Origin of the sequence: Micromonospora sp. NPDC005205, assembly GCF_040608275.1 — a bacterium.
Classification (GTDB): domain Bacteria; phylum Actinomycetota; class Actinomycetes; order Mycobacteriales; family Micromonosporaceae; genus Micromonospora.
Genome location: NZ_JBEXHV010000009.1, coordinates 33,247 through 59,892, shown reverse-complemented (window position 1 = coordinate 59,892; position 26,646 = coordinate 33,247). Strand labels below are relative to the sequence as shown.

The window sequence follows — 26,646 nt, the reverse complement described above, 5'->3', positions numbered from 1 at the left end:
ATGAGCCGGATCGGGGTGGCCTTCGACAAGGCCCGCGCCGACGGACGGGCAGTGCTGGTCGGCTGCATGCCGGCCGGTTTCCCCACCGTCGAGGGCAGCATCGCCGCGATGACCGCCATGGTCGAGGCCGGCGTCGACGTGATCGAGGTGGAGATCCCCTACTCGGACCCGGTGATGGACGGGCCGGTGATCCAGCGGGCCAGCGACATCGCGCTGGCCGGTGGCGTACGCACCGCGGACACGATGCGCATCATCGAGGCGGTGGCGGCCACCGGCGCCCCAGTGGTCACCATGACCTACTGGAACCCGGTCGAGCGGTACGGCGTGGACGTCTTCGCCCGTGACCTGGCCTCCGCCGGCGGCACCGGCCTGATCACCCCGGACCTCATCCCTGACGAGGCCGACGAGTGGCTGGCCGCCTCGGACGCGCACGGGCTGGACCGCACGTTCCTGGTCTCGCCGTCGTCCACCGACGCTCGGCTGGCGATGACGGTGCAGCACTGCCGCGGCTTCGTCTACGCGACCGCCGTGATGGGGGTGACCGGTGCCCGGGCGCGTACCTCCGACGCCGCCCCGACGCTGGTCTCCCGGGCCCGCGCGGTCACCGACCTGCCGATCGGCGTCGGCCTGGGTGTGGGTACCGGCGCGCAGGCCGGCACCGTCGCTGGTTACGCCGATGGGGTGATCGTGGGCAGCGCGCTGGTCCGTTGTGTGCTTGACGCGCCCACCGAGGCCGACGGGCTGGCCGCGCTTCGCACGCTCAGCGCCGAACTCGCCGAGGGCGTCCGTAACCCCACCCGCTGAGCCCGCGTCGCCCAGCCCGGCTCAACCCGGCCCGGCGCACCGCGTGTCCTGGTCGGCCGTCGGCCGGCCGTCCTCGGCTGGGCGGGCCGCCGGCAGCGACGCGGTGGCGACGGTGCCGGGCGCACAGTCGATGTCGCGGAGTACGCCGAAGCGGCCGGCGGTCGCGTCGGTGACGGCGGCTCGGGTGAGCGGGGTGACCACCTCGGGCAGCGCGTCGGGGGAGTGCCAGGACAGTCGGCAGCCCGGCGGTGGGTCGGTGGCGGGTCGGACCCCGGCCGCGCGGGCCCGGAAGACGTGCACGAGGACGTCCGGCAGCGGGCCGGCGCGTCCGGCGGCGGCCTCGCCCGAAGGGCGGCTCACCTGGTAGATGCCGACCAGGCCGGTCAGCTCGATGTCCCAGCCGGTCTCCGCGCGAATGTCCCGTAGCGCCGCCCGTACCGGGCTCTCGGCCGGGCGCAGCCGCCCACCGGGCAACGCGCGGCGGCGGTCCCCCCGACCCTGCTGGCAGAGCAGCACCCGACCGGTGTCGTCGGTGACGACCGCGGCGACCGCCCAGGTGAGCGCGCTCATGGACAAAGAGCCTACGGTGGCGCAAACCAGAAGTCACCGGGATGCGCCCTCCAGCGGCCCGGGGTGCCGCTGCGGGGGTGTGCAGCGGTAGCGTGTGCACCCGTGACCCTCGCCTCGCTCTCCCCCCAGGCGGCCCTGCCCAGCCCCAGCACCGCGGTCTGGCAGCTCGGGCCGGTGCCGATCCGGGCCTACGCGCTCTGCATCATCGCCGGCATCGTGCTGGCCTGCTGGGTGACGGAGCGCCGGCTGCGGCAGCGCGGCGTCGCGCCCGGCGCGGTGCTCGACATCGCCGTCTGGGCGGTGCCCGCCGGCATCATCGGCGCCCGGATCTACCACGTGATCACCTCACCCGAGAAATATTTCGGGGCCGGTGGCGACCCGATGAAGGCGTTCGCCATCTGGGAGGGCGGTCTCGGCATCTGGGGCGCAGTCGCCGGTGGCGCGGTCGGTGCCTGGATCGCGGCCCGACAGCTCGGCATTCCGTTCGGCGTGGTGGCTGACGCTCTGGCCCCCGGTCTGCCGCTGGCCCAGGCCGTCGGCCGGCTCGGCAACTGGTTCAACAACGAGCTCTTCGGTGGCCGGACGACAGTGCCGTGGGGCCTGGAGATCCACCGGATGGACCCGGACAACCCCGGGCACGCCCTCCGCGACGACGCCGGGCAGCCGATCCTCGAACCGGGCCTCTACCAGCCCACTTTCCTCTACGAGTTGCTGTGGAACCTCGGCGTCGTGGCTCTGGTCCTCGTCCTCGACCGCCGGTTCAAGCTGGGCCGGGGCCGGGCGTTCGCGCTTTACGTGATGGGTTACACCGTCGGCCGGTTCTGGATCGAGCTGATGCGCACCGACGAGGCCAACCAGATCTTCGGCGTCCGGCTCAACGTCTGGACCGCCGCACTGGTCTTCCTCGGCGCCCTGATCTACTTCGTACGGGTGCGTGGCCCTCGGGACTACCTGATCCCACTCGGCCCGGCGGGGACGACGACCCCGCCCCCCACGTCCGACCTGTCCCAGGTCGACCTCTCCGAGCGGGAGACCCCCACGCGGGCCGCCGCGCCGGAGGGCTACCGGGTGGTGAGCGAGGAGCAGTACGCGGCCTGGCAGGACACCGGCGTCGTACCGCCGGCGGACGACGATGACTCCGGGCCGGATGACGGCGAGCCGTCCGGCGACGCGGTCGCCGACGACGTCGCGCCGAGCGACGACGAGCCGGCGGACGCGCCGTCCGCCGTTCGCACCGACCGGGCCGACGCCACTGGCGCGCGTCCCGCCGACCGGGACAGCTGAGCGGCACCGATGCGAAGCGCGGTGGTGGTCGGCGCAGGGGTCGGTGGCCTCGCGGTGGCCGGCGCGCTGGCGCGTTCCGGCTGGCAGGTCACAGTGTTGGAACGCGCTGAACGGGTCCGGCCCGAGCCGACCGCTGTGGTGCTCTGGCCCAACGGTGTCCGCGCGCTCCAGGCCCTCGGCCTCGGCGCCGGCCTGGCCGCCATCGCCACCCCGTTGCCCGACGGTGGGGTCCGTCGCCCGGACGGGCACTGGCTCGTGCAGCCCCGGCCCGTTCCGGCCGACCGGATGCCGGTCGTGGTGCACCGGGAGGATCTGCACGACGCGCTGATCGCCGGCCTCGGCGAGCGGGTCGAGTTGCGGACCGGTGTGACGGTTCGCCACGTCCGGGTCGAGCCGGGCGAGCGGCCGGGCGTCAGCGACGGGCGGCACACCATCGAGGCCGATCTGGTGGTGGCCGCCGACGGCACTGACAGCGGCATCCGTCGCCAACTCGCGCCCGAGTCCCGGGTGGTCAGCTCCGGATGCGCCGCCTGGCGGGCGGTCATCCCCTGGTACCAGGCACCTCGGCTCCCCGACGATCAGCCGTTGGCCGGCGAGATTCTCGGCGCGGGTTACCGGTTCGTGGCCGCGTCGCTGGGCGAGCGGGGCTCCTCGGGCGGGTCCACCCGGGGCGGCATCTACTGGGTGGCCACCGCCGCCGGCGCGCCCCGCCCGGAACCACCGGAGACCCAGCTCGCCCTGCTGCGTCGCTGGTACGCGGGTTGGCCCGCGCCGGTCGGCGCGCTGCTCGACGCCACCAACCCGGCCGACCTGGTCCAACAGGAGGTTCGCGAGCTGCGCCCGTTGCCCCGGGCGTACGGCTTTCCGGTCGGGCCCGGTGGGGTGGTGCTGCTCGGCGACGCGGCGCACGCCATGCCGCCGCACCTCGGGCAGGGCGCCTGCCTCGCGTTCGAGGATGCCGCGACGCTCGCGTCGCTGCTGCGGGAGGCTCGGCTGCCCGACGCCGTCCAGACGTACGACCGGGTGCGCCGCCCCCGGGCAGCGACAGTGGTCCGGCAGACCCGGCGGATGTCGGCGGTGCTCCAGACCCGGGGCCGGTTGGCGCTGCGCGCCCGGGACGCCGCACTGGGCACGATCAACTCCCGACTGCTCTCCAGCGCCGCCGCCTCCGCCGCCCAGTGGCGCCCACCGACCTGACCTCGGCCGCGACGCGGGTCGGTGGAGCGGGGCAGCTCAGGGGATGAGGGCGGCGGGTTCGGCGATGCAGGCGGTGCCGATTCGGCGGAAGCCGACCCGCAGGTAGACCCGCGCGATCTCCTCGCTGCCCGCGGAGAGAAAGACCAGCTCGGTGCCGGCGGCGAGGAGTTCCCGGGCCAGGGTGGCGGTGAGCGCGGCGCCCAGCCCGCGTCGTCGGGCGGACGGCAGGGTGGCCACCCCGGCGACCTCCGCGACGTCGTCCACCCGCATCGCCATGCCGCTGGCCAGCGCGCCCTCGGTCGGCGTGCCGGCCAGCGCGGAGATCCGTCGCCCGTCGGCGATCCGGACGCGCTCCTCCTCGAGTGCGGCCAGTTCGAGTTCGGTGACGGCGGCGTCGCGTTCGGCCGGACCCGCCTCGCCGGGAGCGGTGCCGGCGGCGGCGAACGCCACCGCTGCCACGGCACGCCGTGCGGCGACATCGGCGGCAAAACCGGGGGAGTCAGCGGCCAGCACCCGCACCGCCGCGTCGGAGAGCGTCGCCGGGTCGGGCAGCGCGCTCGGGTCGAGCACCATCAGCGGCGCCTCCAGCACGCTGAGCCCCGCCGAGCGGGCCACCGCCAGCAGCTCCGGGGTCGTCTCGTGCACCCACTCGAAGGCCTCCGGCAGGCCCAGCTTCCGCTGGCGCTCGCGGACCGAGACCACGTCGGCCAGCGACGGCGGCTCGGTGGCGTCGATCCGGGGGCGGGCATAGAACGGCCAACCGGCGCCTTCGCGGACGAACAGCACCAACGCGCCATGCTCCTCCGCACCGGCGACGTCGCGGGGCACCGCGTCGTAGAAGCGTTCCAACCGGTCGAAGACGTGCCTGTGTCGCGGATCCACCGCGCGAGACTACACGTCCCAGCCTGTGGACGGTGTGATCAATCTCGGGTGGCCGTGCGACCCCGGCCCTAACGTAGACTCAATAGACCCACGGGCCGACGTCGTCCCCACCATGATCCAACCTGAGTGACGACAGGAGGCCCGGTGGCTCAGCCGTACGCGGACACAGAACAGCCGCACCCGCACAGCCCGCAGGCGTCCCCGACGCCCCACCCCCGTCCGCCCGCCCAGGGTCTCTACGACCCCGCGCAGGAGCACGACGCCTGCGGCGTGGCCTTCGTGGCGGACCTGCACGGCCGGCGTTCACACTCGGTCGTCGCCAACGGGCTCGGCGCGCTCTGTCGGCTGGACCACCGGGGCGCCCGGGGCGCGGAGCCGAACACCGGCGACGGCGCCGGCATCATGATCCAGGTGCCCGACGCGTTCCTGCGCGCGGTGGCCGACGTCGCGCTTCCCCCAGCGGGCGAGTACGCCACCGGGCTGGTCTTCCTTCCCGACGACGATGCCGCCGAGGCGCGTGCCCGCCGGGTCGTCGAGAAGTACGCACTGGTCGAGGGCGCCGATCTGCTCGGTTGGCGGGACGTGCCGATCGACCCGAGTGACCTGGGTGAGACCGCCCTGGCGGCGATGCCCCGGGTCCGGCAGCTCTTCCTGGCGGCGCACCGTCTCACCGACACACCCGACGGGCCGGCCGGCTCCCCGCTGCGCGGCCTCGAGCTGGACCGGGTGGCGTTCTGTCTGCGTAAGCAGGCCGAGCGGGAGACCGCCGAGCGTGGCGTTCCGGCGTACTTCCCGTCGTTGTCCAGCCGCACCATGGTCTACAAGGGCATGCTCACGCCCGACCAGTTGCCGGCGTTCTACCCGGACCTGCGCGACGAGCGGGTGGACAGCGCCATCGCGCTGGTGCACTCCCGCTTCTCCACGAACACCTTCCCGTCCTGGCCGCTGGCGCACCCGTACCGGTTCATCGCCCACAACGGCGAGATCAACACGATCCGGGGCAACCGCAACTGGATGCAGGCCCGCGAGGCGCTCCTGCGCTCGCCGAACGTGCCGGGCAACATCCGGCGGGTCTTCCCGGTCTGCACACCCGCGGCCTCCGACTCGGCGAACTTCGACGAGGTCCTGGAGTTGCTGCACCTGGCCGGGCGGAGCCTGCCGCACGCGGTGCTCATGATGATCCCCGAGGCGTGGGAGAACGACCCGGGGATGGACCCGGCCAAGCGCGCCTTCTACCGCTTCCACGCCAGCCTCATGGAGCCGTGGGACGGCCCGGCGTCGGTGGCCTTCACCGACGGTGAGATCGTCGGCGCGGTGCTGGACCGTAACGGGCTGCGTCCGGGGCGCTGGTGGCAGACCGACGACGGGCTCGTGGTGCTCGGCTCCGAGGCGGGCGTGCTCGACCTCGACCCGGCCCACGTGGTCGCCAAGGGGCGGCTCCAGCCGGGCCGGATGTTCCTGGTCGACACCGTGGCCGGGCGGATCGTGCACGACGAGGAGATCAAGTCCGAGTTGGCCGCCGCCCAGCCGTACGCCGAGTGGCTGCACGCCGGGCTGATCGAGCTGAACGACCTGCCGCCGCGCGAGCACACCGTCTACACGCACGACTCGGTGCGCCGCCGGCAGCAGACCTTCGGCTACACGCAGGAGGAGCTGAAGATCCTGCTGGGGCCGATGGCCCGCACCGGCGCCGAGCCGCTCGGCTCGATGGGTACGGACACCCCGATCGCGCCGCTGTCCACCCGACCGCGGCTGCTCTACGACTACTTCCACCAGCTCTTCGCCCAGGTCACCAACCCGCCGTTGGACGCCATCCGCGAGGAGTTGGTGACCAGCCTGGCGTCGACGATCGGGCCGGAGGGCAACCTGCTCGACCCGGGCGCCGCGAGCTGCCGTCAGATCGTGCTCCCGCACCCGATCCTCGACAACGACGAGCTGGCGAAGATCCTCTCCATCGACGAGGACGGCGACCTGCCCGGCTTCAAGGCGGTCCGGGTCTCCGGGCTGTACCGGATCCGGGAGGGCGCCGCCGGGATCAAGGCGCGGCTGACCGAGATCTGCCGGCACGTCTCCGAGGCGATCGAGGACGGGGTGCGCATCCTGGTGCTCTCCGACCGGGACTCCAACGCCGACCTGGCGCCGATCCCGTCGCTGCTGCTCACCGCCGCCGTGCACCAGCACCTGGTCCGCGAGCAGACCCGTACGCGGGCGGCGCTGATCGTCGAGTCCGGGGACTGCCGGGAGGTGCACCACGCGGCGGTCCTGATCGGCTACGGCGCGGCGGCGGTCAACCCGTACCTGGCGTTCGAGTCGGTCGAGGACATGATCGCCACGGGCGCTCTCGCCGGGGTGGAGCCCGCCGCCGCGGTGCGCAACTACGCGAAGGCGCTCGGCAAGGGCGTCCTGAAGATCATGTCCAAGATGGGCATCTCGACGGTGTCCTCGTACTGCGGTGCGCAGGTCTTCGAGGCGGTCGGCCTGGACAGCCGGCTGGTCGAGCGCTACTTCCGGGGCACCCCCAGCCGCATCGGCGGGGTGGGTCTCGCGGGCGTGCACACCGAGGTGGCCGCCCGGCACGCGCTGGCCTGGCCGCCGGCCGGCACCGCCACCTCCGACCGGTTGGAGGTCGGTGGCGAGTACCAGTGGCGCCGCGAGGGTGAGTTGCACCTGTTCAACCCCGAGACGGTGTTCCTGCTGCAACACGCCACCCGCAGCCGGCAGTACGACGTCTTCCGGCAGTACACCGCAAAGGTCGACGCGCTCGCCGCGCAGGCCGGCTCGCTGCGTGGGTTGTTCACAGTGCGCACCGGCGTCCGTCCGGCGGTGCCGATCGAGGAGGTCGAGCCGGCCACCGAGATCGTCAAGCGGTTCGCCACCGGCGCCATGTCGTACGGGTCGATCTCGGCGGAGGCGCACGAGACGCTCGCCATCGCCATGAACCGGCTCGGCGGCAAGTCCAACACCGGTGAGGGCGGCGAGGACGTCGAGCGGCTGCACGACCCGGCCCGCCGTTCGGCGGTCAAGCAGATCGCCAGCGGCCGCTTCGGTGTGACCAGCGAGTACCTGGTCAACGCGGACGACCTCCAGATCAAGATGGCCCAGGGCGCCAAGCCGGGCGAGGGCGGTCAGCTGCCCGGTAACAAGGTCTGGCCGTGGATCGCCCGGACCCGGCACGCCACTCCCGGCGTGGGTCTGATCTCCCCGCCGCCGCACCACGACATCTACTCCATCGAGGACCTCGCCCAGTTGGTGCACGACCTGAAGTGCGTCAACCCGGCGGCCCGGGTGCACGTCAAGCTGGTCAGCGAGGTCGGTGTCGGCACCGTCGCCGCCGGGGTGGCGAAGCTCAAGGCGGACGTCATCCTGATCTCCGGCCACGACGGCGGCACGGGCGCCTCCCCGATGAACTCGCTGAAGCATGCCGGCACCCCGTGGGAGCTGGGGCTGGCCGAGGCGCAGCAGACGCTGTTGCTCAACAAGCTGCGCGACCGGGTCACGGTGCAGGTCGACGGCCAGCTCAAGACCGGCCGGGACGTCCTGGTCGCGGCGCTGCTCGGCGCGGAGGAGTTCGGCTTCGCGACCGCGCCGCTGATCGTCGAGGGTTGCGTGATGATGCGGGTCTGCCACCTGGACACCTGCCCGGTCGGCATCGCCACGCAGAATCCGGTGCTGCGGGAGCGTTTCACCGGCAAGCCGGAGTTCGTGGAGAACTTCTTCCTCTTCCTCGCCGAGGAGGTCCGGGAGTACCTGGCCGAGCTGGGTTTCTCCTCGATCGAGGAAGCGATCGGGCAGTCCGAGCTGCTCGACGTGGCCCCGGCGCTGACGCACTGGAAGGCGCACGGGTTGGACCTGGCGCCCGTCCTGCACCTGCCGGAGCTGCCCGCCGACGCGGCCCGACGCGGGGTTCGCGCTCAGGATCACGGCCTGGAGCAGGCGCTCGACAACGAGCTGATCGCGTTGGCGCGTCCGGCTCTGACGGACGGTGCGCCGGTGCGGGTCGAGGTGGCGGTGCGCAACGAGCACCGCAGCGTCGGCGCGATGCTCGGTGGTGAGGTGACCCGTCGTTTCGGTGGCGCCGGCCTTCCCGAGGACACCGTCGAGTTCGTGCTGCACGGCACGGCTGGGCAGTCGTTCGGCGCGTTCCTGCCGCGCGGCGTGACCCTGCGCCTGCACGGCGACGCCAACGACTACGTGGGCAAGGGCCTCTCCGGGGGTCGGCTCATCGTCCATCCGGACGCCGCCGCGCCGTTCCTCGACCCGGACGCCGAGCCGGGGCAACGGGCCGAGGATCAGATCATCGCCGGCAACACCATCCTGTACGGGGCCACGGCGGGCGAGGTCTTCCTGCGCGGGCGGGTGGGTGAGCGGTTCGCGGTACGCAACTCGGGCGCTGTCGCCGTGGTCGAGGGTGTTGGTGACCACGGCTGCGAGTACATGACCGGCGGCACTGTGGTGGTGCTGGGCGCGACCGGCCGGAACTTCGCGGCGGGCATGTCCGGCGGCACGGCGTTCGTGCACCACCTGGATCGGGCCCGGGTCAACGCGGAACTGGTCGACCTGCTGCCGGTGGGCGAGCAGGAGCAGTCGCTCCTGCACGACCTGGTCCAACGGCACGTGGCCGAGACCGGGTCGGCGGTCGCCGAGGAGCTGCTCAAGCGGTGGCCGGAGGCGGTGGCCGAGTTCACCGCCGTGGTACCCCGCGACTACCGCCGGGTGCTGGAGATCATGCGGGCCGCCGAAGCAGCCGGCCGCGACGTCGACGACGCGGTGATGGGCGCGCTGAGCGCGCCGGCCGCGCCGGTGCCGCCCGCCCCGCGGGTGGCTGCCCAGGAGGTGGCACGTGCCTGACCCGAACGGTTTCCTGCGCTACGACCGGCGGCTGCCGGCCCGCCGCCCGGTGCCGGTGCGGATCAGCGACTGGCGGGAGGTGTACCCGCCGGCCGGCGAGGAGTTGGTCCGTGAGCAGGCCACCCGATGCATGGACTGCGGCATCCCGTTCTGCCACGACGGCTGCCCGCTGGGCAATCGCATCCCGGACTGGAACGACCTCGTGCGTACCGGCAACTGGGACGCCGCGGTGGAGTCGCTGCACGCCACCAACAACTTCCCGGAATTCACCGGCCGGCTCTGCCCCGCGCCCTGCGAGGCGGCCTGCGTGCTCGGCATCTCCGGCGGTCAACCGGTGACCATCAAGCAGGTCGAGGTGGAGATCGCCGACGCCGCCGCGGCGCGCGGGTTCACCCCCCGCCCGGTGCCGGCGCCGTCGGGCCGGTCGGTCGCCGTCGTCGGCTCCGGGCCCGCCGGGCTCGCCGCGGCCCAGCAGCTGGCCCGTGCCGGTCACGCGGTGACGGTGTACGAGCGCGACGACGCGATCGGCGGCCTGCTCCGGTACGGCATTCCCGACTTCAAGTTGGAGAAGCGGCACATCGATGCCCGGTTGGCCCAGCTCACCGCCGAGGGGGTGCGTTTCCGCACCGGCGTGAACGTCGGCGTGGACGTCACCGCCGAGCAGTTGCGCGCCGAGCACGACGCGGTGCTGCTGGCCTGTGGGGCGTTGCAGGGCCGGGACACCCCGGAGACCCCGGGGCGGGCGCTTCGGGGCGTACACCAGGCGATGGCGCACCTGGTCGCGGCGAATCGCGCGGTCGCCACGGCGGCCACCGACCAGGCCGGCGTGGTGGCCACCGCCGAGCGTCGGCTGGCGCCCGCGGTGTTGCCCGACGGCACGCCGATCGACGCGGCCGGCAAGCACGTGGTGATCATCGGCGGAGGTGACACGGCGGCCGACTGTCTCGGCGTCGCGCACCGCCAGGGCGCCGCGGGCGTGCACCAGCTCGACCTGTACCCGCAGCCGCCGCAGGAGCGCGACGAGGCACGGGATCCGTGGCCGACCTGGCCGTGGGTGCTGCGTAGCTACCCGGCGCACGAGGAGGGTGGCGAGCGGGTCTTCGCCGTGGCGGTGCAGGAGTTCGTGGACGACGGCACCGGCCAGGTGCGGGCGGTGCGGATCGCCGAGGTGACAGTGGAGAAGCGCGACGGCCGGCGGGTCGTCACTGTGGTGCCGGGCTCCGAGCGGGAGTTGCCGGCCGATCTGGTGCTGTTGGCGATCGGTTTCGAGGGCACCGAGCAGCAGCCGCTGCTGGCCCAGTTCGGCGTGGCCCGCAACCCGCGGGGCGCCATCGACGCCCGCGACGACTGGCAGACCGACGCCGACGGGGTGTTCGTGGCTGGTGACATGCACCGGGGCGCTTCGCTGATCGTCTGGGCCATCGCCGAGGGGCGGGCGGTCGCTGCGGCCATCCACGGCTATCTGGGCGGTGTCGGTGCGTTGCCGGCCCCGGTGGGCCCGGCCGCGCAGGCTCTCGCCGCTCGCTGAGGTGCGGGCGTCCGGTCGGTGCGGCAGGTCCGCCGCCGCATCGGCCGGGCATTCCCGCTGGTGAAGCCGCTCACAAATGTGGGCAAAAAGGTTTAAGCCGGCAAGACTTGCCGGCTGCCGAACCGCGCCGCGATCGGTGTGAATGATCATGCTGCCGATCGCTGGAGGTTCGTCGTGGCCAGAGGTGCCACCTTCGCCGCGTTGCGCCACCGCAACTACCGGATCTGGGCGCTCGCCGGCTTCGTCTCCGTCATCGGCACCTGGATGCAGGTCCTCGGGGTCAACTGGTACGTCCTGAAGGAGACCGGCTCCGCGACCTCAATGGGCTTCGCCGTGCTGCTCCAGGCGGCGCCCACCCTGCTGCTCAGCGTCTGGGGTGGCGTGCTGGCCGACCGGCTGCCCGCCCGCCCGTTGCTGATCGCCGCCCAGTGCGCCCACGCGGTGCTCGCCGCCGGACTGGCGGCGGTCGCCCTGACCGGGGTCGGCGGCCTGCCGATGATCTTCGCGATCTCGCTGGCCACCGGTGTCGTCTCGGCGATCGAAGGCCCGGTGATGGGACGCTGGGCCGCCAGCCTCGTCGACCGGGAGACGCTGGGCAACGCGCTGGCGCTCGGCTCGCTCAGCAACTCCGCCGGCCGCATCCTCGGCATGAGCCTCGGCGCCGTGGTGGTGGCCGCCGTCGGACCCGCCCTGCTGTTCGGCATCAACGCGGTCAGCTTCGCCGCCGTGGTGGTGGCGCTGTTCGCCGTACGCCCGGCAGGCGTGCCCGGCCTCCCGGTCCCGGACGCCGGCCGGACGCGGGGCGGTGTCCGCGCCGGGTTCGCCTACCTGCGCGGGCAGCCGGTGCTGCTCCTCGCGCTCGCCCTGTCGTTCGTGCTCGGCAGCCTGGGCCGCAACTACCAGGTGACCATGGCCGCGATGAGCGACGGGCCGCTGGACGCCGGTGCCTCCGGGTACGGCCTGCTGTCGACGGTGTTCGCGGTCGGCACCGTGGTGGGCGCGCTCGTCGCGGCCCGGCGGCGTTCCCTGGGTTACCGGACGCTCGTCGTCGCGGGCCTGTTCGCCAGCGGGTTGCAGATCGTCGCCGGCCTCGCGCCCGGCACCTGGAGCTTCGCCGCGGTGATCCTGCCGATCGCCGCCGCCGCGGTGGTCATCGACACCACCGTCGGCACCCGCGCCCAGCTCGACACCGACGGCGCGATGCGGGGCCGGGTGCTCGCCGCCCTGGCGGTCACCGGCTCGGTCTCCGCCGCGGTCGGCGCCCCGCTGCTCGGCTGGCTCGCCGAACATGCCGGGCCCCGGCAGACGCTCGTCCTCGCCGGAGCCGTAGCGGCGATCGCCACGACGGCGGCGGGCGTCGCCCTCGATCGGCAGCGCGGCCGCGCGGCGACCCTCGCGCTCGTCGTTCCGCGACCCCGCCATCCGGTACGACGAGCGGCGTTCCGGGCCGCCCGCATCGTGCGGCCCACCGGTGCGGTCTGCGTCATCGTGCCCGCCGAGGCCGGTGCGGTGCGGTCGGGCGGGGTCCGACTCCGGGAGTTGGCCACCGCCGGGCCGGTGGCGAACCGCTGAGACAGCGGTCACCCTCGGTGGCCCGCTTCCGGGACAGGGCAGACTGAAGATCATCGTTACGCTGCGATCATGGACAATGAGGAGCGGCTACGGCGAACCCGCCGATGGCTGTGGGTCGTGCTGATCGGGCTCTTCCTGAGTGGTGTCACAGCGTTTCCGCTGGAGATCGAGGTGCGCTGGCTGCTGCGCGTACTGGATCCGCTCGCCGGCCAACTGCCCGCGCTGGTCGCCTGGATCGAGCGGGTGCACACCGGGCTCGTGACGGCCGGCGAGGACTACCCGTTCCTGCTCTACGGCACCGACTGGCTGGCCTTCGCCCACCTGGTGCTGGCAGTGGCCTTCTGGGGGCCGCTGCGCGACCCGGTGCGCAACGTCTGGGTGGTGCAGGTCGGCATGATCGCCTGCGCCGGCATCGTTCCGCTGGCGCTGATCTGCGGCCCGATCCGGGACATCCTCTGGTTCTGGACGCTCGTCGACCTGTCCTTCGCGGTCGGGGCGTTCCCACCGCTCTGGTTCGCGTACCGGCACATCCGCGCCGTAGAAGCCTCAACCCCGTAACCCCGTAACCCCGTAACCCCGGGCCGCGCGACCCCCGCCGGTCGATCATGGAGTTGTGGTGGGCAGAAGATACGCCCTTGCCTGATATGTCAGGCACCACAACTCCATGATCGACGTGGCGGGGTGGGGGTGGGGTGGGGTGGGGTGGGGGTTAGTGGGACATCAGCTCGTGGGACTCGCGGATCTTGGCCCAGGATCTGGGCTCGGTCGGTGGGGCGGCCTTGCGGGCGGCGCTGGCCACCTCGGGTCGGCCGGCGGTGAACAGCCAGGTGGTGAACAGGTCGTCCAGGTCCAGTCCGGAGACCCGCTCGGCCAGGGCCTGGAACTGCTCGATGGTGCCGTTGCCGTACCGGTGCTCGGCGGTCCAGGTCGGCAGGATCTCGAAGAACGCGTCGTCACCGACGGCCAGCCGCAGCTGGTGCAGGGCCATCGCACCCCGGTCGTAGACGGCGTTGTCGAAGACCCGGGCAGCGCCCGGGTCGCCGGGCAGCACCTGCCAGAACCCGTCGTCAGCCGGGTAACTGGCGTAGGTGAAGTCGAAGACCTCCTGGGCGGTGCCCTCGCCCTGCTCCTCCGACCAGAGCCACTCGGCGTACGAGGCGAAGCCCTCGTTGAGCCAGATGTTGCGCCAGTCGGCCACCGAGACCGAGTCGCCGAACCACTGGTGGGCCAGCTCGTGCGTCACCACGTAGGTGTTGGCGCCGCGTCGCCAGAAGCCCGGCCCGTACACCGGGCGGGTCTGCGTCTCCAGGGCGAAGCTGATGCCGTCGATCGGCCCTGCCACACCGCCCTGCGCCTCGAACGGGTACGGGCCGAAGATCCCGCTCTCCCAGTCGACGATCTCGGCGGTCCGCTCGATGCTGGCCCGTGCGGCCGGCCCGAGTGCGCCCAGCGACGTGCTGTACGCGTTGATCACCGGCTGGCCGCCCGGGGTGGTGTCGGTGACGATGTCGTACTGGCCGATGGCCATGAAGGCCAGGTAGGTGGTGGTGGGGGAGGTGGTCCGCCAGATCCACCGGGTGCGGTTGCCGGCCTCGGCCAGCGGCGGCCTCGGCTGCACGCCGTTGCTGATCACCTCGACGCCGGTGGGCACCGAGACCGAGATGTCGTAGGTGGCCTTGTCCAGCGGGTGGTCGTTGCTCGGGAACCACCACCACGCCGACTCGGGCTCGTTGACGGCGAGGGCGCCGTCGTCGGTACGCGTCCAGCCGGTGTAGCCGTTGACCAGGGCCTCCGACGGGACACCGGAGTACCGCACGACGATGGTGAGCTGTTGGCCCCGGCTCACCGTGCGGGCCGGGGTGACCACCAACTCGTGCGCCCCAGCGGTGGTGCTGCTCGCCGCCCAACCGTTGACCCGGACCGACTCGACGTCGAGCAGGAAGTCCAGATTGAACGTCGAGAGGTCCTCAGTGGCGGTGGCGAGGATCGTGGTGGTGCCGGTGAGCAGGTCGGTGGCCGGTTCGTAGCGCAGCCGGACGTCGTAGTGCTCGACGTCGTAGCCGCCGTTGCCGTAGTCGGGGAAGTAACTGTCGCCCAGTCCGGGCGCGCCGGGTTGCGGCGCCGCGGAGACGACCGGACGGCCCCAGCCCGTCGGGGCGGCCTGGGCGGGGGTGCCGGCGAGCATGGTGCCGGCGGTGGTGAGGGTCAGGGCGGTGGTGGCCGCCGTGAGGACTCGTCGCACGGGGTGGACTCCCTCCATCGGGTGTTCGCCAGGTCAACCTAATCGACAAGTGTGAACGTCGCTGGCCGCCACACCCATCGGCGGTCGTCGTCCTCTGGCGTGCGTTGCACCGCAAGGTCACACTGTGTTGATCGGAGGTGACACGTGCGGCGCTCGGAGGTACCCAGGCGGGAGTTGACCGGCCAACGACAGTCGACAGCTGGTCGGGAACGCCTGCCGGCCGGCGGCTTGGAGTTGTTCACGCTGCTCGCCCGACTGTTTCGGCGACCCCGCCGCGGCGAGCGCCGGCTGCCCCTGCTGTGGCTGGTCCGCTCCGACACCGCGGATCTGATGGTGCCGCTGCGTCGGTTCCTCGGCCAGGGCCCCCGGCGGCGGGTGCCGCACGCCGTGCTGGACGCCGAAGCGCCGCCCGGCGCCGGGGACGTGCCGGCGCTGCTGCGCGAGCTGCACCGGCAGCTCTCCCTGGAGGCCTTCGGTGCCGCCCGGCTGCGCTTCCGGCACTATCCGCTCGCCGACTGGCTGATGCAGCAGAGCCTCAACCTGGGCATCGACGCCGACGACAGCCGCGCGGCCCTGGTCCGCCGGCTGCGCGACCGCAGGGGCCCGCGCACGCCGGAGGCGCTGCCCTCCGGCGGCGACGCGGTCAGCATCGTCTCGCAGGTGCTGCTCTGGCTGGTCCGTCGCGCCGTGCCGGGGGTGGTCTTCCGGGCTGCCGTCTCCGGTCGGGTGCCGGTGCTCGGGCGGCACTACAACTGGTTCATGCGCCAGCAGTATCTGGCACCCCGGCAATCGGTCACCTTCCTCGGTTTCGCCGAGCGCCTCACCGCCGGCTGGCGCGACGGGGAGCAACCCGACCAGGTCAACAAGCTGCTGCTGCACGCGTTCCTGGAGGACCTGCGGCAGGCGTACCGGCGTCGGCCGTGGCGTCCGTCGGACTGGCGGCGCACCGCGTACCCGGCTCTGCTGATCGATCACGTCGCCCCCGGCAACGTCGGCGGGGAACTCGTCCGCCTGATCGGTGACGTTCGCACCGAGACCGGCCGCAACGACCCGCTGCTGATCGTCGCGTCCGGTGGGCAACCCCCACCGGACCTGCCCGAACCGCACCCGTTGACCGAGGCCGACGAGGCGTACGACGAGTGGGCCGGTGCGCTGCCGGAGATGCGGCGGCTGCGCCGCCCAGCCACCTGGCTGGTGGCCCTGCGCCCCGACGAGACCGACACCGGCCCACCGTCGCGTGGCGGGCTGCGGCCCTTCTCCGCGCCCGACCCGCCGTGGTGGTCGCGACGCTTCCTGCCGACGGCGCTCTGCCTGGTGCTGGTGGCGGTGCTCGGCCTGTGGGTGGCCAGCCGGTGGGGGCCGGGCTGTCACCCCTCGCTCACCGGCCAGGTGTCGGTCGAGGTGGCCGGCAGCGGCGAGTGTGTCGGCTACAGCGACAGCGCTGCCCAGGTGTTCAACAACGACCCCGGACAGGAGGGCCTGCGAAAGATCCAGCAGCGCATCTTCGCGCAGAACCGCGCCGCCGAGGAGGTCTGGCAGCGCAGCGACCGGCGGCGGCCCATCCTCACGCTGGTCTACCTCGGCACCCTCACCGGCAACCGGACCCGCGCGGACGAGGAGTCGTACGTCTCCGAGCGCGAGGAGCTCGAAGGGATGGCCACCGCCCAGTACGCGTTGCTGAAGGAGTCGGCCGGCGCCGACGGCGCCGCGCTGCTGCGGATCGTGGTCGCCAACGCCGGCCGCCAGATGATCTACGCCGACCGGGCGGTGGCGATGCTGGCCGAACTGGCCCGGGACGACCCCACAGTGCTCGGGGTGGTCGGGCTGGTGGAGAGCCGCACCAGCACCGCCCGCGCGCTGCGCGAGCTGAACCAGGTCGGGCTGCCGGTGCTGGCGCCCACCCTCTCCGCCGACAAGATGGACGCCAACTCCCGCCTCTACCTCCAGATCTCCGCACCGAACAAGGACCAGGTGAAGCTGGTCGACGCGTACGCCAAGCAGGTGCTGAAGGTCGCCGAGGCACACGTCTTCTACACCACCCTGGAGGGCAGCACGCTCACCGAGGACCTCTACGTGGGCACCCTCGTCGACGGGCTCCGACAACAGTTCGGCCCCCGCATCACCCGCCTCGACGAGTGGAGCACCGGGCAGCGGCTGACCGACGAGTGCGGCTACCCCGGGCTGCTCTTCTACGCCGGCCGGTGGTCGGAGTTCGACGGTTTCCTGCGGGCGCTGCGCGAGTGCGGCGGCAACCCGCCCCGACACCTCGTCGCCGACGACTCGGCCAACCGGTACATGGCCAACCCGGGGCTGCGCGCGGCCGCCCCCGGCAACCTGCCCGTCACGTACGTCTCCAAGGCGGCCCTGGCCACCTGCGCGGCGCTGCGGGCCGCCCAGGACCGGCGCGACGACGCCCGGGCGACCTTCCTGGCCTGGATCCAGTCCGACGACCTGCTCGACCCGCCGCGCTGCCGACCCGACTCCGAAGAACAGGTCGGTGAGCGGGTCAGTCTCGCCTACGACGCGTCGATGATGCTCATCCGGGCCGTGGAGAGTCTCGCCGCCCGGCTGCACCACGCCGACCCGCGGCAACGCTGGGAACCGGACTCGGTCAACCCGGTGGCCGTGCACGCGGAGGTGCTCCGGCAGAACGCCGGGCAGGGCTACCCGGGGGTGGCCGGGCTGATCCGGTTCACGCCCGACTCGGGAGAGCCGGTCGACAAGCGACTGGCCCTGATGCGGGTCGAGCAGGTGCCCGACGTGGCGAAGGCGCCGGTGGAGGTGTTCCGCTGCGGGGCGGCCGACGGGTCCAGCCCGCCGACGTGCGGCCCCGCCTGACCGGTCCGGCGTGACACGTCCTCGCAGGACTGTCCGGGTGCCACCGGTGTCCGTTAGGGTTCCTGGGACCAGGCGGCCGTGGCGTTGGGGGCAGAGGGTGGGCAGGCTCGCGTCGGCGTACGGGCAGGCGGTCAACTCCCACCGGGCGGCTCGCGCGCATCTGGACACCGCCCGCAACGCCCTGGGGGCGGCACCGACCGCCGTCGCGCCCACCGGCGTCGACGACCTGGTGACCCGCCTCGCCCGCCTCGGCGGTGCCCTGGCAACCCCCGCCCCGGGCGTCACCCCGCTGACCGACGAGCCGGCCGCGGTGCGGATCGGCGAGGCGTCCACAGCGAACGGCGGCTTTCCGGTGCTGGTCCCGCTCGGCGGTGGCCACCACCTCGCCCTGGACACCGACGCCCGGGACCCGCAGGTCGCCGGGCTGCTGCGGGCGCTGGTGCTGCGGTTGGTCGCCACCGCGCCGCCCGGCCAGGTCCGCGTCGCCGGCATCGACACGGCCGCGCTCGGCGCCACCTTCGGCCCGCTGCGACCACTGCTCGACGCCGGGGTGCTCGACCCGCCGGCCACCGGCGAGGCCGAGGTGGCCGCGCTGCTGGACGCCGCCGAGCAGCACGCCCGCGCCGCGCAGCACGGCCAGCCCGCGGCCCGTCGTCTGTTGGTGGTGGTCGCCACCGCTGCGCCGCCGCCCCGCGAGCTGGCTCGGCTCGCCGCGCTCACCCACGCCGGCCCGGCCGCCGCCGTGTGCGTGCTGCTCGCCGGCCACCCGTCCCGGCTGCCCGGCGAGACCGCGCCCCCGCTGGGCGGCACCACAGCCGTGCGGCTCAACCAGGGGTACGCGCACGTCGGCGACCCACCCGGCACCCCGTTCAGCGCCGACGGCAGCGGGCTCGCCGCACCCGTCCTGCTCGACGGCGACCCACCGCCGGCGTCGGTCCGCGCGCTCGCCGAGCACCTCGGCACCGCCACCCGTCGCGCCGACGCGTTGCCCTTCACCGACCTGCTGCCCGAACGGCGCTGGGCCGAGTCCGCCGGCAACGGCCTGCGGACGGTGGTCGGCCGGGCCGGCGGCGCTGCCGCCTTCGACACCCCGCTGACGCTCGCCTTCGACGACGCCACCCCGCACTGGCTGGTCGGCGGGCGCACCGGCGCCGGCAAGACCGTCTTCCTCCTCGACGTCCTCTACGGGTTGGCCGCCCGCTACTCGCCGGCCGAGTTGCAGCTCTACCTGCTCGACTTCAAGGAGGGCGTGAGCTTCACCGAGTTCGTGCCCACCGACCGGGACCCGTCCTGGTTGCCGCACGCCCGTGCCGTCGGCATCGAGTCCGACCGCGAGTACGGTCTCGCCGTGCTGCGCGAGCTGCGCCGGGAGGCGCAGCGCCGGGCCACCGCGCTCAAGCGGCACGGCGTCACCAAGCTCGCCGACCTGCCCCGCGACAATCCGCTGCCGCGCATCGTGGCGGTCGTCGACGAGTTCCACGTGCTGCTCGCCGGCAACGACGCGCTGGCCCGGGAGGCCGTCGACCTGCTGGAGGACCTGGCCCGCAAGGGTCGCTCGTACGGCATCCACCTGGTGCTCGCCAGCCAGAGCATGACCGGCATCGAAGCCCTCTACGGGCGGGCCGAGGCGATCTTCGGGCAGTTCGCGTTGCGGGTGGCGCTGCCCGGCGGGGGTGGGGTGCTCGACCAGCTCAACGACGCCGCGGCGGCCCTGCCGGTCGGCTCCGCCGTGGTCAACACCGCCGCCGGCGCGGTCGGCGCCGACACCGTGCTGCGCTTCCCCGACGCGCACGCCGCCACGGCGGACCTCGCCGCGTTACGCCACGACCTGTGGCAGGCCCGCCCGCCGGGCTCGCGGGCCCCAGCGGTCTTCAAGGGGTACGAGGCCGCGCGGGTCGAGGACGACAGCACGTTCGCCGGGTTGCGCCCCGGTGGTCGACGCCCGATGGCACTGGTCGGCCGGACCGTCGACGTGCACGGCACCACAGCACTGTTCCTGATGGACACCACCCCCGGTCGGCACCTCGCCGTGGTGGGCACCGCGCCGACCGGCGCGGACGTGCTGCGGGCCGCGACGCTCAGCCTGGCCCGCCAGCACACCCCCGGCGACGCCCGGTTCGAGCTGGCCTGCCTGGTCGGCGCCGCCGACGCGGTAGCCGACGACACCGAAGCCGTCCTGCGCGCCGCCGGCCACCCGGTCGGACGCCTCGACGCGGCCGGGCTGCGCGACCGGATCGCCGCGCTGGCCGCCGAACCCACCGGCCGCGAATACCTGGTGGTGTTCGGCATGGACGCCGCCGCGCCCGTCCTCGGTGCCACCGACCCCGGCACGTTCCGTTCCGGGCTGGACGACCTGCGCACCGTCCTGCGCCAGGGCCCCGGGCAGGGAGTGCACCTGCTCGGTTGGTGGAGAGGGCTGCGCCGGCTCGGCGACGACCTCGGCGGCACCCAGAACCGCGACGACGTCGCCTGCCTGGTAGCGCTCAACGTGCCCGGCGCCGAACTGGCCCTGCACCTCGGAGCGCACGACCTGACCTACACGCCCCGCCCCGACCGGGCACTGCTGATCGACAGGCACGACCAGCGCACCCGGCTGATCGTCCCGTTCGTCGGTGACGGGCACGACCCGGACGGGGAGCGCTGACAGTGTCCTTCGAGGAGTACGCGGCCCTGGCCCGGCAACTCTCCGCCCAGCACCGCGCCGGGGAACAGCACGCCGCCGCCGAGTCCGCGCGCCGCCGCGACCTGCACGCCGCCGTCGACTACCTCCAGCAGCGGCTCACGGCCCAGGGGCAGCGCCTCGACCAGCTCGGCCGAGCCATCGGCGTCGACCAACCACCCGCCGCCCCCGCCGCAGGTCCAGGCCCAGGTCCAGGCCCAGGCCCAGGTCCAGCCGCGGGCCCGGGCCCAATGGCGCCGGGTGAGGCCGCCGCGTGGCCCAGCCCACCGTCCGGCGCCGGGTCGCCCTCCGGCACTGGCAGCGGTCCGTCTTCCGCTGCCGGCTCCGGCCTGCCCGCCGGTTCCGGCTCACCCACCGCACCCGGAACCGGGAACGGTGGACCCGCCGGCGCAGCCGGCGCGCCGGGGCGGGCGGAGGTCGGGGCGTACCCCCAGCTGCCGGCGGGGGAGGCGCGGCTGGCGCTGCCGACGGCGGTGAGCCCGGCGGGCGGCGGGGTGCCCGCGCAGCGCGCGGCCACGGCGGACCCGGCGATGGAGTTGGAGCTGGCCCGGCGGATGGCCGACGAGGCCGACCGGCACGGGCAGCAGGCGGAGTTGCTGGCCCAGCGGCCGGCGCTGCTGCCGACGTGGTCGCCGCTGGCGAGAGCGGTCGCCGTCTACGCCGGGTGCGGCGCGGCGGCCGGGGTGCTCGTGCTGATGCTGGTGCTCGCCTCCGGGGTCGGCCTGGTGGACGGGTTCACCCTTGGCGCGTGGATCTGCGCGGGGTTGCCGGCGGTGGCGTTCTTCGGCGGCTACCTGGTGCTGGGCCGCTGGGGGCGGCCGGCCATGGTCGCCGGCACCCCGCCGCGATATCTGCCGCTCGGGTTCCTGATCTGTTTCCTGGTGGTGCCGATGGCCTACTGCGCGTATCTGTTGCTGGTCCGCGGTCTGCGCTGACGATCGACCTGGAGTGGCGACTGGTCGTCACCACGCAGGGGCGCCGACTGTTGGGCACGGATCAGTCCAGGTGGTAGATGACGCCGCCTGCGTCGCTGAACTGCTGCTCGGTGCCGCTGGTCGAAGGGCTGAAGACGCGGCAGGAGCAGTCGTCGGCGGGAGGCCCCGCCGACGCCTCGGCGTAGTACCAGACCTGACCCACCTCGGCCCTGAACGTGCGACTGCTGGCCCGTCCCACCTCGATCGCCCGGTGCGGTTCACACTGAGCGTCGAAAATCCACAGCACGTACGGCTCACTGCTCGTCGAGGCAGTGCCCCGCAGCGGTTCTCCCCACCGGCTTTCGGGGATCTCCCGTCGGAAGTAGACCAACGCGTCATCGCCATGGATCTTGGCGATGCAGGACCGGTAGAGCGCTGCCCGAGACGCCGGGGTCGGACTGGGCGCGGCTGTTGCGGACGACGATGACTGAAGGCTGCTGAGGATGCTCTGCCCGTCGCCGGTCGCGACGGAGACGACAAGCAGGAGGGCGAGAAGCCCGAGGAGAGCCCCGGACAGCCCAATGACGCGAGCCCGGCGACCACGACCAGCCGATGTCGTGTCTGTCCTCTGAACCGTCAAACCCCGTCACTCCCTCAGCAAGCTGTCACCGAGTCTAGGAGGCGTCGCACTCGGGCGTGGTCCCCGAGCTTGGCTCCAGTGGGCAAACTCCGTCAGAGTGACCAGCGTGGGCGACAATGCCCACGGTGACGCGGGAGCGGGCGGCCGGTCGCGCTGGGTACGCGAATCTCGTACGCTCCCATGTGGTCTCTGCCGGTGCGGTGGTGGAGGCGATGGTCGATCACGGGGAGGTGCGCGTGAGCGCAGCACAGATCATCGCGAGGTTGGCGGCGGCGTCGCAGAAGCTGGACGAGGCGAAGGCCAAGACCGCAGCGGCAGCACAGGACGCCGCCGAGGCGCGAGCACTCGTCGCCGGCGCGCTGGAGGGTGTGGCCGCCGGTCCGCTGGTCGGCATGATCGATTCGTACCGTCAGGCGCTCGCGCAGGCGACGCAGGGTGGCGACCCGGCCAAGCAGCACGTGCAGGAGACGATCGCCAAGGTACGAGCGCTGGGAAACTGACCACGGGTGGTGGCGCTCACGAACGCGGCAGGTAGCACTTCCTGCGGTCTTCTGCGTTGCGGGGTGGGGGTGCCGCAGAACGCACGAAGGGCTCGCTCAGGAGGTGGGTGGGGCGCTGCCGCGCCCGTGCCGGGTGTTGCGTGGAGATCGTGCGATAGTGGCGACGGTTACTCGAATATCCGAAAGTTGTCGAACTCGAAGACTCCGGTGCTCGCCGCGATGACTCCGATGTTCCCGTAGGGGAAGTCGGTGGCGTCGACTGTTTTTACCAGCGCTCCATTGATGTAGAGATCAAGCTGGTCGTCCCTGCCGGCAATCGCCAGAGTGTTCCAACCGTCGGGAATTATCCGCTCGGAGCGCTCCGTGAGTCGGTAGGAGAATCCGAGCCCATCGCTGCGCGCGACGAACGAGTATGTGCCGTCCCCGGAGAGCAGAAAGGCGTAGTAGGTCTTGGGTTTGTCCGACCACCTGTACATCAGTCCGGCCGCACTGGTCGACAGCAAGCGCTTGGATAGGCGCACGTCGACAGCGATCGGCCGGTTGGTTAAGTTGACGGGCACCAGATCTCCGCCGTTGGTGGCGCTGAGCCAGCGATAACGCACCGCGTTCGGGTCAGCCTGGTTCGACAGTCGAAACAGGCCCGCAGCGGTGTCGACCTCGGTCGTCCACACGTCGTCGTCACTACCGTCGGTCGCAGCGTCGAGCCACATGGCGAATCTCTTCCGAACATCGACGGGATCGCGGTTGGCTGACGTGAACGGCTCTGTGAATACGGCCTTCTCGAACGGGTTGGGCCTGGCCTCTTCCGGAGTCTGCGTCGGCTTGGTCCTATCCGGAATCAATGGCGCGATGGCGGGGACGAGCCCGGCCAGCCCGGCAATGATTCCGACCAGTCCGGCGACAACGGCGATCATTCCTGGGGCCGAACTCAGCGCGCGGCGGATCCCCGTCCACGCGGATCGGTGCTGATCCTGAGTTCCGGCCCCAGATGCGTCGGTCAACGGAAATCCGGCCTGCTCTGCACCGCTCCGAAGGTCATCCTGATCGAATCGCGGAAAGGCACCTGAAACTGCGGCGTCGCCCGGCGCTCCTTCAGACGTTGGCGCGCTTTCCCGCCGAGGCACGCCCTCGTTCGTCTGGGGAGGTTGTTCGCCTGCCATGGGCGATTGTCCTTTCCGGTCAGTGCCGCTACCCACATTGAGAGAGGGCCGCGGGTCGCCTCGAGAGCGATCCATCCAATCCTACCGCGCGTCGTCGATGCGTTACTTTTGGTGACCATTGCCGCGCTGCTTGCCCAGCCGCCCCTCCGCGGACATCCGCCCCGTGACGATGGCGGGCTCGCGTTCGATGACGATGACCGCGATCTCGCGGTCGTACGTGGATCTCCGGACTGGAGTCGGCGCTCAGGTTCAGTGGCGTGCTGCCGATGCGCCTGGTCGCGGCACTCCGGTCGAGTTCAGTAACGCGTGTGATGCCGGTGAGTCATCAGGATGACTCACCGGCATCGCGCTCTCAGGGGACACCGCCTCCGAGGCGTAAGCAACACGGCGGCGAGGGAATGTCAGCTACGCGAGCGGGGCAGGCAGCACTTCTTGTACTTGGCGCCGGAGCCGCACCAGCAGGTGTCGTTGCGGCCGGGTGGCCAGGCGGTCACGCCGGCTTCGTCGAGGCTGTCGGCGTACTCGTCGAGGGTTTCCTCGTCGGTGGGGTCGCTGCCGGTGCGTTCGGCGAAGGCCGCCAGACCGTCGACGGTGCCGGCGACCACGCCCAGGTCGGCGCCGCCCATCGCGGACGCGTCGACGAGGGCGCGTTCGAGTTGGGCGCGGTGCTCGTCCCAGGTGGGCGGGTAGCTGTCGGCCAGCGCCGGCCAGCGCACCAGCAGGGCGTCGAATTCCGCCTGCGGCCAGAAGAGCAGCGTCGCCGGGCCGTCGTCGACGGCGTCGAGCGCGTGGGTGCTCGCGGCGCGCAGCCGGTCGGCGAGGTTGTCGTACTCGTCGTGGGGGAGGCCTGCCTCTTCGCGGAGGTCGTGTCGCCGCTGGGCCAGGCCGTAGATCATGGCCGCGGCCTCGTCCTGGGCGTCCTCGGACGCGTGCTGCTGGGTGCGGGTCCTCTCCAGGATCGCGTCGAGCGCCCCGGTGAGCCAGTCCAACGCCGTGTCGGCGCGGTCGGACTCGGCCAGCTCGTCAACGAGGTAGGAGGCTGCGGGGTCGGTTTCGAGCAGCGGACGCAGGGCGGTCAGCTCGGCCATGCCCTCGTCCGAGCGGCCGAGGCGCAGCAGCAGACCGCCGCGCACCGCTCGGGCGTACGCGTTGTCGTCCGGTTGCTCGGCGATGGCGCGGGTGGCCAGGGCGAGCGCGTCGGCCAGGTCGCCGGCCTGTTCCAGGATGTCCGCGGCGACCAGCAGGGCGTACCCGGTGTCGTCGGGGTCCGCTACCCGCCCCTCGTCGACGGCGCCCACCAGTTCGGCGACGAACGCGGCCGGGTCGGGGCTCTTGAGGCCCAGGGCGCCGATCTCGTCGATGCGGTCGGCGGTCAGCAACTCGGGCATGGGCGCTTCCTGAGGAACGACGGATGGGGAGCGGTCAGCGTACTCCGGAATGCGTCGCGGCCCGGGCGGCGAACCGCCCGGGCCGCGACGCGAACCGTCAGCGGGTTGCCGGCATGGTGGCGAACTCGCCGGCTAGCTCGGACTCGACGATCGTCGCGGCGGACGGCCGGCGACCGGCCGACGCCCGCCGGGCGGACGGGACGGCGAGGGCCGCGAGCGCGGCGGCCAGGGCGATCGCCGTGAGGACGAGAAACCCCGTCGTGAAGCCGGCCTCCCGGGGCAGACCGTTGGCCTGGGGGTGCGCGGTGATCACGCCGCTGACCACTGCCGCGCCGATCGCGCCGCCGATGGTGCGGATGTTGGCGTTCATGCCGGTCGCCACGCCGGTCTGGCTGGCGGGCACGCTGGCGACGATCAGGTTGGCCATCGAGGCGAAGGCCAGGCCGATGCCGAGGCCGACCAGGCCACCGGCGATGGCGACCTCCCAGCGGGTGTCGTGCGCGGTGGCGAGCATCGCGGAGGCGGCCACGTTGAACGTGGCACCGGTGGCGAGTTGCGCCTTGGCGCTGAAGACGGCTTGGAGCCGCCCGGCGATGACGCCGGCGACGAACATCGCGCTGACCATCGGGAGCATGAGCAGACCGGCCTGGCTGATGCTCGCCCCGAAGCCGTAACCGGCGGCGGTCGGGGTCTGCAGGAACTGCGGGAGGAACGCGTACATGGAGAACATCGACGCGCCGTAGAGCAGGGCGACCAGGTTGGTGGTCCAGACACCGGGAAGGCGCATCATCCGCATGTCGATCAGCGGGTTGCTGGAACGCAGCTCGGTGACCAGCCAGCCGACCAGCAGCACCACGGCGAGGGCGAGCAGGCCGAGTACCCGGGTGGAGGTCCAGCCCCAGGCGGCACCCTGGCTGATCGGCAGCAGCAACGCGACAAGCCAGCCGGAGAGCAGCAGTGTGGCGCGCCAGTCGATGCGACCGGGGGTGCGGACCGGCGACTCGGGCACGAACAGGTGCGCGGCCACGGCGGTCAGTCCGACCACGATCATCGGGATCCAGAACAGCCAGCGGTAGTCCAGGGTGCTGACGATCGGGCCGGCCAGCACGATGCCCAGGCCACCGCCGACGGCGACGATGGCCGAGATGGCGGCCACCGCTGTGGAGACCCGGGCGGCCGGGAACTCGTCGCGGATGATGCCGAAGGACAGCGGGAAGACCGCCCCGCCGATGCCCTGCACGACCCGGGCGATGATGAGGACGCTGATGTTCGGCGCGATGGCGGCCAGCAGGCAGCCGAGGGCGAGGGCGGCGAGCGAGACGACAAGCATCCGCTCCTTGCCGACCATGTCGCCGACGCGTCCGAGGATCGGCGTGAAGATCGACGCGCTGAGCAGGTAGGCGGTCAGGACCCAGGTCACTGTGTTCTGGGTGGTGTGCAGGTCCTGCTGGATGGTCGGCAGCACCGGGGTGATCAGCGACTGGAGCATCGCGAAGAACCCGGCGCCGGCCGCGAGCACGGTGAAGGTGAGCCGACGCGAGCTGCGCCGGGAGGTCACTGCCACGAGAGAAAACTCCCTGATTACGTACGGGAATGAAG

At 72.6% G+C, this 26,646-nt stretch carries 18 protein-coding genes; 11 read left to right on the top strand and 7 right to left on the bottom strand.

The window, feature by feature from the left end; translation table 11 throughout:
- Positions 1-804 (top strand): tryptophan synthase subunit alpha, encoded by an 804-nt coding sequence (gene trpA, locus ABZU43_RS17995; RefSeq protein ID WP_355007635.1) that lies wholly within the window; start codon positions 1-3, stop codon positions 802-804.
- A gap of 21 nt (positions 805-825) precedes the next feature.
- Here trpA and ABZU43_RS17990 read toward each other — a convergent pair whose 3' ends face one another.
- A complete protein-coding gene (locus tag ABZU43_RS17990; RefSeq protein ID WP_355007634.1) occupies positions 826-1,374 on the bottom strand; it encodes an NUDIX domain-containing protein in 549 nt (182 codons plus the stop codon).
- A gap of 102 nt (positions 1,375-1,476) precedes the next feature.
- Here ABZU43_RS17990 and lgt point away from each other — a divergent pair, with 102 nt between their 5' ends.
- Positions 1,477-2,658 (top strand): prolipoprotein diacylglyceryl transferase, encoded by a 1,182-nt coding sequence (lgt, locus tag ABZU43_RS17985; protein ID WP_355007633.1) that lies wholly within the window; start codon positions 1,477-1,479, stop codon positions 2,656-2,658.
- 9 nt (positions 2,659-2,667) lie between these two features.
- Entirely contained in the window at positions 2,668-3,855 is a 1,188-nt protein-coding gene (locus ABZU43_RS17980) for an NAD(P)/FAD-dependent oxidoreductase (RefSeq protein WP_355007632.1), read from the top strand.
- 36 nt (positions 3,856-3,891) lie between these two features.
- Here the strand turns inward: ABZU43_RS17980 and ABZU43_RS17975 are convergent, their stop codons facing one another.
- Positions 3,892-4,737: a GNAT family N-acetyltransferase gene (locus ABZU43_RS17975; protein WP_355007631.1), complete on the bottom strand. Its 846-nt coding sequence runs from the start codon at positions 4,735-4,737 to the stop codon at positions 3,892-3,894.
- A 144-nt stretch (positions 4,738-4,881) separates the two neighbouring features.
- On the opposite strand from ABZU43_RS17975, the gene gltB reads away from it, so the two are divergent.
- The 4 genes from gltB to ABZU43_RS17955 all read left to right on the top strand — a co-directional run bounded on the left by gltB (position 4,882) and on the right by ABZU43_RS17955 (position 13,243).
- Positions 4,882-9,585, top strand: a complete 4,704-nt coding sequence (gene gltB, locus ABZU43_RS17970; protein WP_355007630.1) for a glutamate synthase large subunit — start codon at positions 4,882-4,884, stop codon at positions 9,583-9,585.
- Positions 9,578-11,113 carry a glutamate synthase subunit beta gene (locus ABZU43_RS17965; RefSeq protein WP_355007629.1) on the top strand — a complete coding sequence of 512 codons (1,536 nt, stop codon included), beginning with the start codon at positions 9,578-9,580 and terminating at the stop codon, positions 11,111-11,113. The genes gltB and ABZU43_RS17965 overlap by 8 nt, the downstream gene beginning before the upstream one ends.
- A 174-nt stretch (positions 11,114-11,287) precedes the next feature.
- Positions 11,288-12,685, top strand: coding sequence for an MFS transporter (locus ABZU43_RS17960; protein WP_355007628.1), 1,398 nt, complete (start codon positions 11,288-11,290; stop codon positions 12,683-12,685).
- Between the two features lie 69 nt (positions 12,686-12,754).
- Positions 12,755-13,243 (top strand): hypothetical protein, encoded by a 489-nt coding sequence (locus ABZU43_RS17955; protein ID WP_355007627.1) that lies wholly within the window; start codon positions 12,755-12,757, stop codon positions 13,241-13,243.
- A gap of 151 nt (positions 13,244-13,394) precedes the next feature.
- On the opposite strand, the gene ABZU43_RS17950 is transcribed toward ABZU43_RS17955, so the two are convergent.
- Positions 13,395-14,927: a M1 family metallopeptidase gene (locus tag ABZU43_RS17950; RefSeq protein WP_355007626.1), complete on the bottom strand. Its 1,533-nt coding sequence runs from the start codon at positions 14,925-14,927 to the stop codon at positions 13,395-13,397.
- A gap of 144 nt (positions 14,928-15,071) precedes the next feature.
- On the opposite strand from ABZU43_RS17950, the gene ABZU43_RS17945 reads away from it, so the two are divergent.
- From ABZU43_RS17945 to ABZU43_RS17935, 3 genes are all read left to right on the top strand, one after another.
- Positions 15,072-17,765, top strand: a complete 2,694-nt coding sequence (locus ABZU43_RS17945; RefSeq protein WP_355007625.1) for a hypothetical protein — start codon at positions 15,072-15,074, stop codon at positions 17,763-17,765.
- Between the two features lie 97 nt (positions 17,766-17,862).
- Entirely contained in the window at positions 17,863-20,409 is a 2,547-nt protein-coding gene (locus ABZU43_RS17940) for an FtsK/SpoIIIE domain-containing protein (RefSeq protein WP_355007624.1), read from the top strand.
- Between the two features lie 2 nt (positions 20,410-20,411).
- Positions 20,412-21,380, top strand: coding sequence for a hypothetical protein (locus tag ABZU43_RS17935; RefSeq protein WP_355007623.1), 969 nt, complete (start codon positions 20,412-20,414; stop codon positions 21,378-21,380).
- A gap of 61 nt (positions 21,381-21,441) precedes the next feature.
- On the opposite strand, the gene ABZU43_RS17930 is transcribed toward ABZU43_RS17935, so the two are convergent.
- Positions 21,442-21,750, bottom strand: coding sequence for a hypothetical protein (locus ABZU43_RS17930; protein ID WP_355007622.1), 309 nt, complete (start codon positions 21,748-21,750; stop codon positions 21,442-21,444).
- A gap of 485 nt (positions 21,751-22,235) precedes the next feature.
- On the opposite strand from ABZU43_RS17930, the gene ABZU43_RS17925 reads away from it, so the two are divergent.
- Complete coding sequence (locus ABZU43_RS17925; protein WP_355007621.1) at positions 22,236-22,499, top strand: DUF6244 family protein; 264 nt, start codon at positions 22,236-22,238, stop codon at positions 22,497-22,499.
- Positions 22,500-22,666: 167 nt separating this feature from the next.
- Here ABZU43_RS17925 and ABZU43_RS17920 read toward each other — a convergent pair whose 3' ends face one another.
- From ABZU43_RS17920 to ABZU43_RS17910, 3 genes are all read right to left on the bottom strand, one after another.
- Positions 22,667-23,659, bottom strand: coding sequence for a hypothetical protein (locus ABZU43_RS17920; RefSeq protein WP_355007620.1), 993 nt, complete (start codon positions 23,657-23,659; stop codon positions 22,667-22,669).
- 401 nt (positions 23,660-24,060) lie between these two features.
- Positions 24,061-25,047, bottom strand: a complete 987-nt coding sequence (locus tag ABZU43_RS17915) for an SEC-C domain-containing protein (protein ID WP_355007619.1) — start codon at positions 25,045-25,047, stop codon at positions 24,061-24,063.
- A gap of 97 nt (positions 25,048-25,144) precedes the next feature.
- Positions 25,145-26,611, bottom strand: coding sequence for an MFS transporter (locus ABZU43_RS17910; RefSeq protein WP_355007618.1), 1,467 nt, complete (start codon positions 26,609-26,611; stop codon positions 25,145-25,147).
- Positions 26,612-26,646: the final 35 nt, after the last annotated feature.